This is a genomic window from Shimia aestuarii, assembly GCF_022814865.1.
GTDB lineage: Bacteria > Pseudomonadota > Alphaproteobacteria > Rhodobacterales > Rhodobacteraceae > Shimia > Shimia aestuarii_A.
Genome location: NZ_JAKVRD010000018.1, coordinates 1 through 14,462 on the forward strand (window position 1 = coordinate 1; position 14,462 = coordinate 14,462).

Consider the following 14,462-nt stretch of genomic DNA (forward strand, 5'->3'; position numbering starts at 1 on the left):
AGCCCTTGGGAGAATGGATATTGTGAAAGCTTCAACGCTCGGTTCCGAGACGAGTTCTTGAACGGCGAGATCTTCTACAGTCTGCGCGAGGCTCAAATCCTGATCGAAGAATGGAGGAAACACTTCATACGAAACGACCCCACAGTGCTCTGGGCTATCGCCCACCGGCCCCCGAAACCATCATCCAGATGGACCAAAGGCCGATCATGCACTAACAATCAAATTGGACCACTCAAGTGGGGCGGATCAAACCCGCCCAATCGCTTCCCCTGCGGTTGGCATCCGAGATTTGAGAATGAAGAGTGTATCGATGGCTGTCGAACTCATCCCCCAATTGCCTGCCCAGGATTCTGTAGTCCTGTCTCGTGGAATCGCCCCTCGAAAATCGCGTGGTGATTCTCCGAAAATGGACGCGATCAGCCGGGTGAACGCCATGGTATTTCCGCGAAGTGTCGCGTGTGAAGGTTCTTTCCCGGGCAGGTCATGTTGCGAAAACGTCAGTAGGAATCGCAAGACCTCGGTGATCTGAGGGTTGGGGGCGCTGGTTCGCACAAGGTGATGTGCCTGCGAAAAATCGAAAACGCCCACAGGTTGCTTTTTCGCAATCTGAGGGCGGGTGATGCTGAAGACTAACCGCGTGCCCGAAAAAGAAAAAGTCTTTTGGCGGCCAAAATCGGTGGCTACCAAATACTCATCGCCGCACCTGAGGAGGACTGACGATGTAGCAAGAAACGAAAATGCGATCTGCGCCAACAGACCGCCCTCTCATTTGGAAGACCGAAGTCTACCGCTTTCACCCTGAAACCTATCACCCAATCGGGTCGGTTTCAAGGACACGGATGCTTCCAGAACATGACGACCTGCTTTTCCCCGACGCATTTGTCGCGACGGGAAAGGTCTGCCCAACGCCGACCAAGCTGAAACCCGAGAGGGGACATAGAGGCTGGCTTTGAAGGGCAGATCCAGAAGGTCACACGCTTTCCGGCTGATCGGGAAGTGGCACCTGATGATTTTTGGAATGCAAAGATGTCTGACCTTTCTCGATCCGGCGGTATCCGCCTTCCCGAACCCAGTCGTGGTGACCGCAAGACGCAAGTTGGCTCCACGCAGCACTTCACCGGGGGCATTGTCTTTGGTGAGGGTCATGGGGTCCGCCATGGCGTTGAAAGCCATCTCGAAGCGGATTGCGCGATGGTCTTGGCGTATCGCCCTGACACCAAGGAGGTTATCGAACAGGTTCGCTTTGAGTGGTTCGATGAGTTTGGGGAAGTCCACAACCACTTCATCGACTTTGTCGTTATCCGCCACGATGAAACTGTGACGGGATACGCAGTGCGCCCTGTTGAGCGTGCCAGCCGGAAGTACCTGATCAAGCTGGCCCGGATCAAAGCTCAGGCGATCTCCCAGGGCGTTCTCGATGACTTCCGTCTGTTCACGGAGGACGACATCTGCCCGGTCGAGCGTTACAACGCCGGTCTCTTTCACTCGGCGCGACGCCCGGACTGCTTTGGTGACCCTGTTGCCCAGGACGTGGTGCGGTCCATGATCGGGGTCGTCCGTATGGGCGATCTCGTCGAGAAAACCCGTCTGGACGGCATGGGGTTTCGGGCCTTGGTGCGTCTGATCCGTTCCGGGCATCTGAAGACGCTCGGCTATGAGCGTCTCTCCCATGATGTGATGGTTTTCAAGGCGAAGGAGGTCTGAAGATGTCCAAGCATACTGGTGAGCTCATGCTTCGTGGCAAGGCTGGCGCAGATGTCGAAATCAGCATCCAGCAGTTTGATCATGCCAAGCTTCTCGCGGAATTTGGTGTGGGACGAGATGAATTGCCCGCCAAACGACCGCTTTCGCAGCGCCTCGACATTGTTGCCGAGTTTGCCGTCAAGACACGTATGCCCGTCGGTGTCGGCTATGTCTTGAGCGATCGCGAGTCCTCCATGAACAATCCGTTCCACAGCGTCTTGTAGATCCCGCCGATCGCGAAGCCTCAGGTTTCCAATGCGTGATGCCAGAAGCCTGAGGCCGCGCCCCACCTCCAGAAACTTCCCCAATGGCGAGGCCCAATGGCCATCGCACTCATCATTGCTGCATCGCGCAGCCCAGATCCCATGAAAGGATACACCGTGGATCTCTCGTTCAGCACTGCCAACGCCCGTTATGCCTTTGGACAGTTCGACCGTGTGTCGATCGATAATCTCCCCTTCCAAGTCGAAATGGAAACCGAAACCGGCTACCTTCTCCGCCGGGATGACGCGAGTGGGCTTTGTCAGCAATTCACGCACGAAGATCTTGCCCGTTTCGGTCAGCAGGGCCGTATTCGGGTCGAACGCGATTGCTTCAATCCGTCTGCAGCACATAAGCGGCTGATGTCTAGCCAGACATCGATTTCGGCTTTGACCGGGCGTCCCGGGCGCCGTCTCGCCAAGAAGGATTTGTACTGTCAGGTTGCCCTGGAGCTCCATGCCGAGGGCCTGATGACGTTCACGGACGCGTCGATCAAAGCCAACAAGGCTCTCCTTCTCGACCGCGTTATGGACATTGCACCCGATGACTTGCCCGAGCCTGGCAAGAAGTTTCGGAAGTCTGAAAACTTCGCCAAGGTTCCCTCGCCACGATCGCTGCGCCGATGGCTCGCCGAACTCAACAAGTTTGGGCTGATTGGACATCTCGATCGGGTGTCCGCACGCGGAAACCGCGGGTCTCGTCTCTCACCAAGCGAGTACGCGCTGATGATGAAAGGGGTCCGCGGCTACATGTCGCCGGATAAGCCCACCATTCATGCGATCGTCGAGGACGTGAAGCTTTCCTTTGCAAAAGAAAACGCGGAACGCGAAGCGCAAGGTAAACTCAAGATGAAGGTGCCAAGCCGAGAGACCATTCGGCTTGCTGTGCGGGGCCTGGACCCGTTCCTGGTGGAATTGAAGCGCAACGGCGCTGCAGCCGCACGCAAGAAGTTTCGCCCCGTCACAACCGGTCTTTCCGTGACGCGTCCTCTGGAGCGGGTGGAGATCGACGAATGGACGGTCGATGCGCAGACCTTGTTGGAGAGCACCGAAATCTATGGGCTCTTCACCGATGAGGAGAAGCATTCGCTCGGCCTGTATTTTGAAGAGCACGAAGATCCGAAGACCGGAAAGATCAAGCAGAAAAAGACGGCACGGTGGACCCTGAGCGCCGCGATCTGTTGTGCCACCCGGTGCATTGTCGGGTTGGTGCTTAGTCGCACTCCAAACGCAGAGGCCGCAGTCCAGTTGTTGCAGATGATCACGACGGACAAGGGAGCCTGGGCAGACGCTGTAGGTGCCCATACGCCCTGGGACATGCACGGCACCCCGGAGTTGATCGTCTTTGATGGTGGTTCGGCGTACAAATCTTTGCGGTTTCGGACGTCCTCCGAGGATCTCGGTGTGATGTGGGAAATGGCGACGAACGGCGTACCTGAGAACCGTGGCACCATGGAACGATTTTTCGGAACGTGCTCCGGTGACTTTGCCTCCCGCGTTTCGGGCCATACGTTCCGTGGCATCATGGAGAAAGGTGATGCGGACCCGGAAAAGCGCGCAGCATTGACCTTGGATGATCTGACGTTTGCGCTGATCCGCTGGGTTGTCGAGATCTACCACAACACTCCGCACTCCGGTCTTGACAACGAGACGCCGGTTCAGGCCTGGCGGCGCCTGAACAAGCTGTATGGCGTCACCCCGCCGCCAGACTCCGAAATGATGCGGATTTGTTTCGGGCAGGAGCGCGAGTACCGCTTGGACAAAGAAGGCATCACCGTTCTCGGTGTGACTTACCAATCTGAAATTCTCCAGAACCATTTTCGTCGGAAGAACCCTGGGACCGTCAAGGTTCGCTGGCATCCCAAAGATGTAGGCGCGGTTTCGGTGCTGATGGGGGAAGAGTGGTGCAACGTCCCTTCCCAAGACGCGTCCCTCCAGGGCGTCGCAGCACAAACCTGGCTGACTGCTGTGCGGCATGTACGCGCCGGTAACCCGGAGGCGGATCGGCTCAACAATGCAGTCGTCCGGGAAGCTATTTTGGCGATCAAGGCTCGGAACGAGGTGGCGATGGCGAAGGCAGGGCTGAACCTGGAGGATTGGTCCGAAGATCGGTTCAAGCGTGAGGAAAAGAACATTCTTGCAGGTGTGAAATTCTACGAGCCGAAAGCGCCATCCAAGGCGAAAGGCGAGCTTGGGAGCGAGTTGCCTTCGGTTGACGATTTGAACGGTGAAGTCGGCGACAGCACCGACGCGCAGGCTGGCCGCAAAGGCCGGAACGGCACCTCGTCGGCGTCGGGCGTCACCTTCGAGGAGGAGTGATCATGATGGATCAACATACTGCGGAGCAGGCTCTTGAGGCACTGCGTGAGCTGCATATCGGAACGGATCGGGACGCGGAAGCCGCGTCCCACATTGAGCGGCTTTTCGAGAAGGACGCTGCGGGTCATCGGACGCCTGTCGCGAAACGGTTCACCAAGACCCGTGAAACGCGTGGCGTGATGGTGATTGGGGAGCCCGGGAGCGGTAAATCCCATCTCGTCAATCGCACGCTCGAGAAATTGCCGATGTTGCGGCCGCAGGAAGATGGCACTCCGCGTTGCATTGGTTGCGTGGTGCCCAGCCCTGCGACCTTCAAGAGCATGATGGGCGAGTTGCTGAAGGTATCTGGGTACCCTGTGGAGAGTAAACGGCAGGAAGCCTGGTCGTTGTTCCAGGATTTGCGCTATCGCTTGGCCGAGCTGGAGATCAGCGTGATCTGGATCGACGAGGCTCAGGACTTGTTCTGTGCCGATCGCAACCTGATCCTGCGGGCACTAAAATCGCTGATGCAGGGTGAGCATGCCATCACGATCATCGTGTCCGGCACGAAAGACCTCGCGACCGTGATCCGGAGTGACCAGCAGGTAAAGCGTCGCTTTACGTCCATTGTCCTACCCGAACTCACCGAACAATCCGACGGCGAGAATTTCTGCCAGATCATGGAGCATTATTGCCAGCGTGTCGGGGTTCACGCTCCGATGGAGACCGACTTGGTCGGACGGGTGTTCCACGGTGCCCGGTATTGTTTTGGACGGGCGGTAGAGCTGCTGTTGCTGGCGCTCGAGTTCGCGATCGAGAACGAAGACAGTCATCTCGAAATCGGGCACTTCGCCTCGGCCTACGCGATGCAGGAATCCTGTTCGGCGTCCGAGAATGTCTTCTTTGTCGAGCACTACTGGTTGATCGAGACGGACCCAGAAGAGGATCAGAAGCCCCGTCGGTCCACGGGCAGGCGGAAGCGGTGATTGCCATGGCCAAGCTATTTCCCAAAGTATCCTTTGTTCACGATGAGACGCCCTTGTCCTGGGCAGCACGTCAGGCGGCCTTCCACAAAGGAGGTCGCCTCGTCCCGTTTCTCAATGATCTGCGTATTCCTGCCATCGATCTCGCGCGGGGGCTTCCGGCGGCGGTTCATCGCCTCTGCGAGATCGCTGGCCAGGACCCGGCGCCGGTGGTTTGGAACACGATTAGCTCGATTGGCGCACGCCGCTTCAGCCTGCGCCAGCACGAATTTTCGGCTGAGTTCACCACCGGGGTCGAGACCAGGATTTGCCCCTATTGCCTCGCTGAGGACCAATATGACCAGCGGCGCCCTGACGTTGCGACGCGTCATCGCCTTGCATGGCGCCTTGCGCCTGTTCGTACGTGCCGCCGCCATGGGACACTGCTGCGCGATGCTCGAAAGAGCGCGTGGGATGATCAACTGCATGAGCTGCAGGCCATGCAGGATATCATTGCAGCGGAATTGGCCGTGCCGGAGCCATGCGAACCGCGGGCACCCTCGCCACTCCAGACCTACGTGGAAAACCGTCTGGAAGGACATTCCGGTCCGATCTGGTTGGATGGGCAAGGCATTGATCAGGCGAGCCGGGCAGTCGAGATGGTGGGCGGGTTGATCGCCTTCGGCCCAAAGCAGCAGGCCGCTGAGCTGTCTCAGCGCATGTGGGACGACGCCGGACGTGCAGGTTGGGGCCTCGCAGCAGGGGGCGAAGCCAAAGTGGTTGCTTTTCTTGAAGATACGCTGAAGGCCTCAACGCGCAGTGAGGGATTTGCGAGCCCTCGGAGCGCTTTCGGGATGCTCTATGCGTGGCTCAACTCTGGGCACCTGTCAAAGGACCCTGGGCCGATCCGTGCTCTCCTGCGTCACGTGATCATCGAGAATACGCCTCTGGTCCCTGGGCGGAATGTTCTGGGTCAGCCGGTGGCCCGTCCGAAATACAGTACCCTGAGTTCGATCTCCAAATCCGAGAACGTTCATCCCTCGACACTTCATAACCTTCTCAAGGCAGCTGGCATGTCGCCCGGAGAGGGGGGGGCAACAGGGGCTGGGCGCTTGGTCGTTGACTATGCGAAGGTTGTTGAGCTGCTCGGGGATGCGAAGTTTGCTGTGCCGACGACCCAGGTTCCGTATGTCTTGACCTGTTCACGGCCAGTCGTAAGCGCGTTGATCGAACTGGGATTGCTGAGCCGTATCCATGATCATCAGAATCTGCAAAGCAAGGTCGGCAAAGCTGTCGATGGCCGCAGCATCAATGAAGTGCTCGATGTCCTGCGAGACAGGTTCGACGAAGTGGAGGAGCTGCCTGCCGGCATGGAGCCCTTGGCCAGGTGTGCGGAGAAATCCCGGGCGAAGCTGAAGGTGATCCTGGAACTCCTCTTCAAGGGGCACTTGTCCAACGTGGTGCGTCTCGATGGTCAGGTAGGGTTTGCTGCCATTCATCTGGATCCGGAGGAGATAAAGTCCGTTTTGGAAACGCCGCCGGTTGGGGTGTCTGAGGACGCATATTTCCTGATCCACTGACCTCGTCCCCCCAAGCTTTCCTGATGAAAATCTGCAATGCCGCCTTCGGGCGGCATTTTTTGTGAACTTTCGATGGTCATTTGATGTGGGTGTAGTGGTCAAAATGGCCGCCTCAGCGTGATTGCGAGTAAATATTATTCTTTAATAACAATAACATATTTTCGGATGAAGTCAGGTGGTGGACATTTATTGGTGGTTTCCACAGTTGTGTTCCAAGGTGTTGTGTGTGGGGTCTCGATGCGTGAGCGGTGGGCCTGAGACTCCCGTGCTTTGGGCGGGATGATGCCGGTTGAAATAGCCAAAAGTATGATTTTTAGCACGGGCGTCCTATATTCTTTGGTATAGTCGAGATGCGCAATTGCGTGGAACGGAGTTGACGATGATGTACCTGAAGACAACAGCTGCCCTCTTGCTTCTGGCGACACCGGTGTTCGGAGGCACATATGAGACCCGATGCGAGACCAAGCAGGTTCCGTATCAGGTCAGGGAAGGCGCGAAGCCTGAAAACGTGGTTGGCGGCGCCTTGATTGGCGGCGTTATCGGTAAAGTGGCGACGGGTGAGAACGCGGGCGCTGCGGCCGGGGCGATCATTGGCGGCGCGGTGGCCAATGAAAAGGGCAAGAAGACCGTCACGCGGTATCGTGAGGTTGAGACCTGCTCGAAGGTTTTCGTGCCGGAACGGATCGAAGATACCGAGGCGCTGCGCCTGTCGGTCTCGCGATTGAACAACGGCGAGTCCGTTAGCCGCGAACGCACGATGGACGTGCAGTTTACCATCGGCACAGCCTATGACGGATCTTGGGGACCGAAGTCCCGGCGCACGGCAGAAGAATACCTTGCGAGCCTTGATCCCTCGCCGGATCGGACGCTCTACACGCTCGTGGTCAATGATGTGGTGATCGTGAGCTCGGAGGAGATCGCGTCGATCGACGCGATCCGGGACGCATTGGCCGAAGCCGGCGTTGAATCGCAGGTCTTCACCGACATGCAATAACCAACGCGTCAAAATGCGCTACAGCGGGGGAGGGTTTGCGCTTGCCCCGCTGCTGCTCTTGCGGCACATATTCCAGCATGAAGATGCATAGAGGCTGGATCACGCCCTTGCGGCAGGTTTGCGGGATTTTTCTCGCCGGTCTTCTATTCCTTCAGAGCACCATGGCCTTTGGTGGCGCGTCCGTTGTGGCGGGCGAGAATGGCATCCAGATCGTTATCTGCGGTGCCAATGGTGTTCAGACCGTTACGATTGATGCGGAAGGCAATCTCATTGAAGACGCCGGAGGCGAGGGGGCGCCCTCGACGACCGGCCATTGTCCGTTCTGTATCGTTGGTCCCGCGCTGGAACTTGCGTCCCCCGGCGTGGCGCTGCGGGCGGTCTCATTCCACTATGTCTCTTACCAAGCACAGCATGACGTCATCGCGCCGAGGGAGTCCCGGGCGCGGGCGCATGGCATTCGCGCGCCGCCGGCCATCGCCTGAGGGGTTTTCCCTTTTCCTGATGTGAATGGCTCCGGGCGTCTCAAGGCGTGCGGAATTGTCTGACATGCTGAATTCCAGTGGTAAGAAGAATGAACAATACCAATATGATGCGCCTGAGTGCGTATGCGATCCTGCTGTCCTCGTTGTCCTCCGTTGCGGTTGCGCAAGTGGCTGAGGCCGAGAAAGCCATCGCTCTCGATCCGATCTATGTCGACCAAGACGGGACCGTTGTCGGGGCGAGCAAGATCGTCCTTGGCGATGAGCCGATGATGTCGACCCCGCCTGCCGATGGCGGCGAGTTCCTGCGTCAAGTACCGGGCGTCGCGTCTGGCCGCATGGGCGGTCATGGACTTGAAATCGTGATCCGGGGGCAATCCCAAAACCAACTCAACATCGTTGATAGTGGCTCTTTCACTTTCGGTGGCTGTCCCAACCGGATGGACCCGCCCGCCGCGACGGCAGGGATTTCGCGCGCCGACAAGATCATCGTAGAGCGTGGCTATCAGAGCGTCACCAACGGGCCCGGCGGTTCGGGCGGATCGGTGATCCTTGAGCGCGAAGCGCCGGAGTTCGAAGAAAACAAGCGCCTGAGCTTTGGCCTCAGTGCCGGGGTGTCGAGCAATTCGGGCAAGATCAACGTGAACGGTGATTTCGAGCTCGACCTTGGCAAGGGGTTCTATGTGGAGGGCTATGCCGGTTCCAAGACCGCCGACAACTACGAGGATGGCGATGGCACCCCGGTGCGCAGTTCCTATGACCAGAAGAGCGCGGGTCTGACTTTTGGCTTTGAGCGCAACGGCGTGGACCTTGCGTTCGATATCGAACGCGACAAGGTCAAGGATGCGCTCTTTCCCGGTGCGGGGATGGACAGCCCGCTTTCGGATACGACGATCTACCGGTTGCGCGGGGGTGTCGATCTCGACGCCGGCATTTTGCGCCGGATCGAAGGGAACCTATTCCTGAGCGAAGTCGATCACGTGATGGACAATTTCACGCTGCGCCCGGCGGGGGCGATGTTTGCCCGCACGCCGACCACCTCAGACACCCACGGCGGGAAGATCGAGGCGCATCTCGCCTTTGGGGGCACCGAGGCCAAAGTTGGTCTTGATCTTGTGTCGAACAACCGCATGGCGACGTTCTACGCGGGTGGGGCGGCTGTGCCGGTGCTCGCGGAAAATCCGGCATTTGCGCGCTTTCTGATGTGGCCGGATGTCACGATCAGCCAGACCGGGCTTTATGGCGAGACGGTCACGACCCTGTCGGATCGCACCACGCTCACGCTTGGCGCGCGCTATGACTATGTGAGGGCCACAGCAGGCGCAGCGGGCACGGTGCCCGGAGGCTCTGCGGCTTCGCCCAACACGTTCTACACCGCGCAATATGGTACGACCTTTGACGCGGCACGCGAAGAGCATAACCTTGGCGGGCTTGCCCGGATCGACTATGCGCTCGACAGCGAAAGCAACGTCTTCATCGGGCTGTCGCGCTCGGTGCGCACGGCGGATGCGACGGAACGTGCGATGGCGCGGAGCAACTGGGTCGGAAATCCGGATATAGCACCGGAAAAGCACCATCAGCTTGACCTCGGCTATGAGCGGGCCGGGGCGAATTACACGTTCAACGCCTCGGTCTATGCCGACCGCGTTAACGACTATATCCTGCGCGATCAGTTCACCGTGCCGGGCGTCACCACCTATCGCAATGTTGATGCGGTCCTGACGGGGATCGAGCTCAACGGAAGCTGGCAGCGTGGCGGTTTCGAGCTTCTTGCCGATGCCACTTATACACGCGGAAAGAACCGGACCGATGGGCGCGATCTTGCGCAGATCCCGCCTCTGAGCGGGAGCATTACGGCGTCTTATGGCGTGGACGCCTGGCGGGCTGGTGGGCGCGTCAACTGGGCCACGGCGCAGGACAAGATCGACCCCGCCCGCGACCCCGGCGCAACGCCGGGTTGGGCAACGCTTGATCTATTCGGCAGCTATGCGTTGAACGCCAATACGACGTTGGTGGCAGGTGTGGATAACGTCTTTGACAAGACCTATGCCAACCACCTGAGCCGCACCAACGTGTTTGACCCGACCATGTTCCAGGTCAATGAACCGGGACGGACGTTGTATATCAGCTTGGAAACGCGCTTCTGAGCCGGTTGGGCCGCGCAGCGTCCCGCGCGGCCCAGTCCTTACTCCGTGCGAAAGGGCGGCTTGACAGGCGGTCCGGACGTCACTACCTAGCGCGGCAGGTGACAGACGCCTGCCGCTCGCAGATGGCAACATCTTGGTAAAGTTCTGTATCTCATCGACACTCTGATGACCTTTCCGCGTCTCGCGCGGATGGCAATGCGAGCCCCATCCTACCAAATGCGAGACTCGTTCGAGGTAATGAGATGTCCGAGTCTTCCCAGAATTCCTTTCTCGATGCGCCCCTGTCGCATCTCTACGTGAAAACCGCGCTGCCGATTATCCTTATCATGGGGATGAACGGATTCCTGACCGTGGTCGATGCGTTCTTCCTTGGTCACTACGTGGGCGCGGATGCGCTCTCGGCGGTGACGCTTATCTTCCCGCTCTATATGGTCATCGTCGCGCTGGCGACCTTGGTTGCGAGCGGCATGTCGAGCATCCTTGCGCGCTATCTTGGTGGCGCGCGTCGCGAAGAGGCGCAGCGCCTTTTCGCAAGTGCCCATTGGCTCGCGCTTTGTCTTGGCGGGGTGTTGATCCTGCTCTATCTCGCGGTCGGTGCGCCGATGGTGCAGATCGCGGCAGGCGGTGCGGGAGAGATCGCGGAGATGGCGCAGAGCTACCTGCAGATCCTCGTGGTGTTCTCGCCGGTGCTCTTCATCCTGTCGGTCAATTCCGATGCCCTGCGCAACGAGGGGCGGGTCGGCTTGATGGCGGCGATGAGCCTCTTGGTCTCGCTTAGCAATATCGGGTTCAACTATCTCTTGATCGCGGTCTGGTCCTACGGGGTCGTGGGATCGGCGGTGGGCACCGTGTTGGCGCAGGCCGTGGCCCTTGCGATTATCCTTGCGGTGCGACTTCGCGGGCAGACCACCCTGCGGCCCGGCGCGGTGTTGCGCCATGTAAGCGCCGTCGAGTGGCGGCCTATCCTTGCCCTTGGTGCGCCGCAGAGCCTCAATTTTCTTGGCATTGCGCTTGGCTCGTCGGCGATCCTCATGGCGCTTCAGATGTTCCAGAGCCCGAACTATGCGGCGACGGTCTCGGCCTATGGGATTACCACGCGGGTCATCACCTTTGCCTTCCTGCCACTGCTTGGTCTGTCGCAGGCCATGCAGACGATCACCGGCAACAATACCGGGGCCGGCCTCTGGCAGCGGCGGGACCAGAGCCTGCGTGTCGCGGTGTTTTCTGCGCTTGTCTATTGCGGGGCGGTTCAGGTTTTCGTCACGGTATTCGCGCGGCAGATCGGGGCATCCTTTGTCGATGACCCGCAGGTGATCGCGGAGACGGCTGCGATCCTGCCGGTGATGTCGATGCTCTTTGTTCTTGCCGGGCCGTTGATGATGCTGGCGGCGCATTTTCAAGCCATCGGAGACGCGCCAAGGGCGGCGGTGCTCGGTCTTTCGAAGCCCTATCTCTTTGCCTTGCCGATGACGTTTATCCTGCCGTTTCTCTTTGGGAGCGAGGCGGTCTGGTGGGCCGGGCCAATGGCGGAGCTTATGCTTCTGGGGCTGGCGGCACTTGTCCTATACCAGCGATCCCGGCGGGAGATGCTACGCTGGGGCCTGTTTTCATCGGTTGTGGAGGATCGCGCATGACCCGTTTGCCAAGTTTGCAAGACGCCAAAGCCGCCGCAGCGCGTCTGCGCAAGGATGCCGAGGCCGTGGGGCGCAAGTTGGGGCAAGGGCAAGCCCTTGAGCAAGTAGCGCGCCTGCATGGGTTCCGCGATTGGAACGCCATGCGGGCGGCGATCGCCGAAAGGCCCATGTTCGTCGTCGGAGATCGTGTCAGCGGGCGCTACCTGTCTCAGCCGTTCACGGCGGTCCTGCGCAATGTGGAGACTCTTAGCGACGGGTGGGTGCGGCTATCGCTTGACCTTGATGAAGCCGTGGACGTGGTCACTTTCGAGAGCTTTTCGAGCTTTCGCAAACGGGTGCAGGGCACGGTTGGACCCAAGGGGCAATCACGAGAACGCACGTCGGACGGCACGCCGCAGCTTGAGATCGACCTTTAAAGGATCTCGAATTTCAAGACATCGACCATGCCCCGGTCGGTGATCTTGAGCGCGGGAATGACCGGTAGGGCGAGGAAGGCGAGTTGCAGGAAGGGTTCCTCAAGCGTGACGCCGAGCGTGCGCGCGGCGCTTCGCAGTGCGACGAGGCGGTCGCGCACCTCTTCGAACGGCTCGAGGCTCATCAGGCCGGCAACTGGTAGCGCCAGTTCGGCGAGGATTTCGCCGTCGCGGGCCACGACGAAACCGCCTTCGATTTCGGACATGCGGTTTGCCGCGAGCGCCATATCGTCATAGGTCGCCCCGACCACCGCGATATTGTGGTGGTCGTGGCAGACGGTCGAGGCGATGGCACCGGATTTCAGGCCAAAGCCCTTGACGAAGCCACTCGCGATGTTGCCGTTCTTGCCGTGGCGTTCGATGACGGAGATGCGGATCAGGTCGCGCGTCGGGTCCGGACGTTTGTCGCCATCTTGGACGGGGATATCTTCGTGCAGGTGTTCCGTGATGATCTTGCCTTCGAGGATGCCGATGACATCGGTTTCGGCGCGATTGGCGCGGGCGCGGAAATCTTCCGGTGTGACGGTCGGAGCAAGAACCGATTTGCGCCCCACTGGCGGCAGCGTCTTGCGTGCGCCAAAGGCCTTGTCGGTCAGACGTCTCCCGGCGCAGAACACCATTTGCGCGTCACACGTCTCGAGGCTGTCGAGGGCGACGATATCGGCGCGTTTGCCCGGCGCGATATGACCACGATCCTTGAGGCCGAAGGCCTCGGCCGCCGAGAGCGACGCCGCGCGATAGACCGCGAGGGGCGAGGCGCCCCGGGCGATCAGTCGGCGGATCATATAGTCGAGGTGGCCATGCTCGCCAATATCGAGCGGATTGCGATCATCGGTGCAAAGGCAAAGATAGGGCGATGTCGCCTCGGTCAGGATCGGGGCGAGCGCCTCGAGATCCTTGGAGACAGAGCCTTCGCGGATCAACACGCGCATCCCCTTGCGCAGCTTCTCAAGCGCCTCTTCGGCGGTGGTCGCTTCATGTTCGGTTCGGATACCGGCGGCGATATAGGCGTTGAGGTCTTTGCCAACGAGTTGCGGGCAGTGGCCGTCGATATGCCCGCCCTCGAACAATGAGAGCTTTTCCAGGCACCCCGGATCGCGATGGATCACTCCGGGGTAGTTCATGAACTCCGCAAGCCCGATGCCCGAGGGGTGATCCATAACCGTGGCAAGGTCTTCGGCGCTAAGGGTCGCGCCCGCCGTCTCCATGTGGGTGGAGGGGACGCAGGAGGAGAGCTGCACGCGGATATCCATCAGCGTATGCTCAGAGGCGTCTTGAAAGTAGCGGATGCCGGGCAGGCCGATCACGTTGGCGATCTCATGGGGATCGCAGATCGCCGTGGTGATGCCGCGCGGGGCGACGCACCGGTCGAATTCGAACGGCGTAACGAGAGAGCTTTCGATGTGTAGATGCGTGTCGATGAAGCCGGGCACGAGGGTCAGTCCCGAGACATCAATGATCTCAGTCCCCTCGTACTCTGCGCCGATCCCCACGATCGTATCGTCGCAGATCGCCACATCGCCGTCGATCATCGTGCCGGTGACGACATCGAAAACCGTGCCCCCACGCAGCACGATATCTGCGGGCGTATCCCCGCGTCCCTGAGCGATTCTCCGTTCCAGATTCGCCATTTTTGCCGCCTGTTTTTGTCTGTTTGGAAAAAATTTATCCGAGTATCACCGACACATGCGCGCGGGTCCAGAGGCTGTCTTGTCTGGGATTTCTACGAAATGTGGCGCTGCTGTGGGCGTCTGCTGCGCTGCGGCGGGGATTCCAAGAAGGTAGACGCAAAGGCGAAGTTGCGTTTAGCTTTGGAGTGATCGGAAATTAGGCACCCGTTTCAGCGGGCTGAGGAAAGTTTACGCTTCGATGCCGAACCATTCAGAATTTCG

Annotated in this window: 12 protein-coding genes and 1 pseudogene; 11 read left to right on the top strand and 2 right to left on the bottom strand. The window is 59.4% G+C overall.

Translation table 11 applies throughout. The features are described from left to right. Positions 1-215 (top strand): annotated as a pseudogene (locus tag MK745_RS15225) (integrase core domain-containing protein); the annotation flags it as partial. Positions 216-246: 31 nt separating this feature from the next. Here the strand turns inward: MK745_RS15225 and MK745_RS15230 are convergent. Next, a complete protein-coding gene (locus MK745_RS15230; protein WP_243614112.1) occupies positions 247-753 on the bottom strand; it encodes a hypothetical protein in 507 nt (168 codons plus the stop codon). 273 nt (positions 754-1,026) lie between these two features. On the opposite strand from MK745_RS15230, the gene MK745_RS15235 reads away from it, so the two are divergent. From MK745_RS15235 to MK745_RS15280, 10 genes are all read left to right on the top strand, one after another. Continuing rightward, the gene (locus tag MK745_RS15235; protein WP_243614113.1) at positions 1,027-1,704 is read left to right on the top strand and encodes a hypothetical protein; all 678 of its coding nucleotides are present in this window, start codon (positions 1,027-1,029) and stop codon (positions 1,702-1,704) included. A gap of 2 nt (positions 1,705-1,706) precedes the next feature. Beyond that, positions 1,707-1,967 (top strand): hypothetical protein, encoded by a 261-nt coding sequence (locus tag MK745_RS15240; protein WP_243614114.1) that lies wholly within the window; start codon positions 1,707-1,709, stop codon positions 1,965-1,967. 96 nt (positions 1,968-2,063) lie between these two features. Then, complete coding sequence (locus MK745_RS15245; protein WP_243614115.1) at positions 2,064-4,322, top strand: Mu transposase C-terminal domain-containing protein; 2,259 nt, start codon at positions 2,064-2,066, stop codon at positions 4,320-4,322. 2 nt (positions 4,323-4,324) lie between these two features. After that, positions 4,325-5,287 carry a TniB family NTP-binding protein gene (locus tag MK745_RS15250; protein WP_243614116.1) on the top strand — a complete coding sequence of 321 codons (963 nt, stop codon included), beginning with the start codon at positions 4,325-4,327 and terminating at the stop codon, positions 5,285-5,287. Positions 5,288-5,292: 5 nt separating this feature from the next. Beyond that, on the top strand, positions 5,293-6,843 hold the full coding sequence (locus MK745_RS15255; RefSeq protein WP_243614117.1) for a TniQ family protein: 1,551 nt from the start codon (positions 5,293-5,295) through the stop codon (positions 6,841-6,843). A gap of 379 nt (positions 6,844-7,222) precedes the next feature. Beyond that, the gene (locus MK745_RS15260) at positions 7,223-7,837 is read left to right on the top strand and encodes a hypothetical protein (RefSeq protein ID WP_243614118.1); all 615 of its coding nucleotides are present in this window, start codon (positions 7,223-7,225) and stop codon (positions 7,835-7,837) included. 77 nt (positions 7,838-7,914) lie between these two features. Then, on the top strand, positions 7,915-8,319 hold the full coding sequence (locus MK745_RS15265; protein WP_243614119.1) for a DUF2946 family protein: 405 nt from the start codon (positions 7,915-7,917) through the stop codon (positions 8,317-8,319). A gap of 89 nt (positions 8,320-8,408) precedes the next feature. Beyond that, a complete protein-coding gene (locus MK745_RS15270; RefSeq protein WP_243614120.1) occupies positions 8,409-10,463 on the top strand; it encodes a TonB-dependent receptor domain-containing protein in 2,055 nt (684 codons plus the stop codon). Positions 10,464-10,705: 242 nt separating this feature from the next. Further along, positions 10,706-12,097: an MATE family efflux transporter gene (locus tag MK745_RS15275; RefSeq protein ID WP_243614121.1), complete on the top strand. Its 1,392-nt coding sequence runs from the start codon at positions 10,706-10,708 to the stop codon at positions 12,095-12,097. Beyond that, positions 12,094-12,513 carry a glyoxalase superfamily protein gene (locus MK745_RS15280; RefSeq protein WP_243614122.1) on the top strand — a complete coding sequence of 140 codons (420 nt, stop codon included), beginning with the start codon at positions 12,094-12,096 and terminating at the stop codon, positions 12,511-12,513. The genes MK745_RS15275 and MK745_RS15280 overlap by 4 nt, the downstream gene beginning before the upstream one ends. On the opposite strand, the gene ade is transcribed toward MK745_RS15280, so the two are convergent. Continuing rightward, entirely contained in the window at positions 12,510-14,201 is a 1,692-nt protein-coding gene (ade, locus tag MK745_RS15285; protein WP_243614123.1) for an adenine deaminase, read from the bottom strand. The two genes, MK745_RS15280 and ade, sit on opposite strands and share 4 nt — an antisense overlap. Between the last annotated feature and the right edge of the window lie 261 nt (positions 14,202-14,462).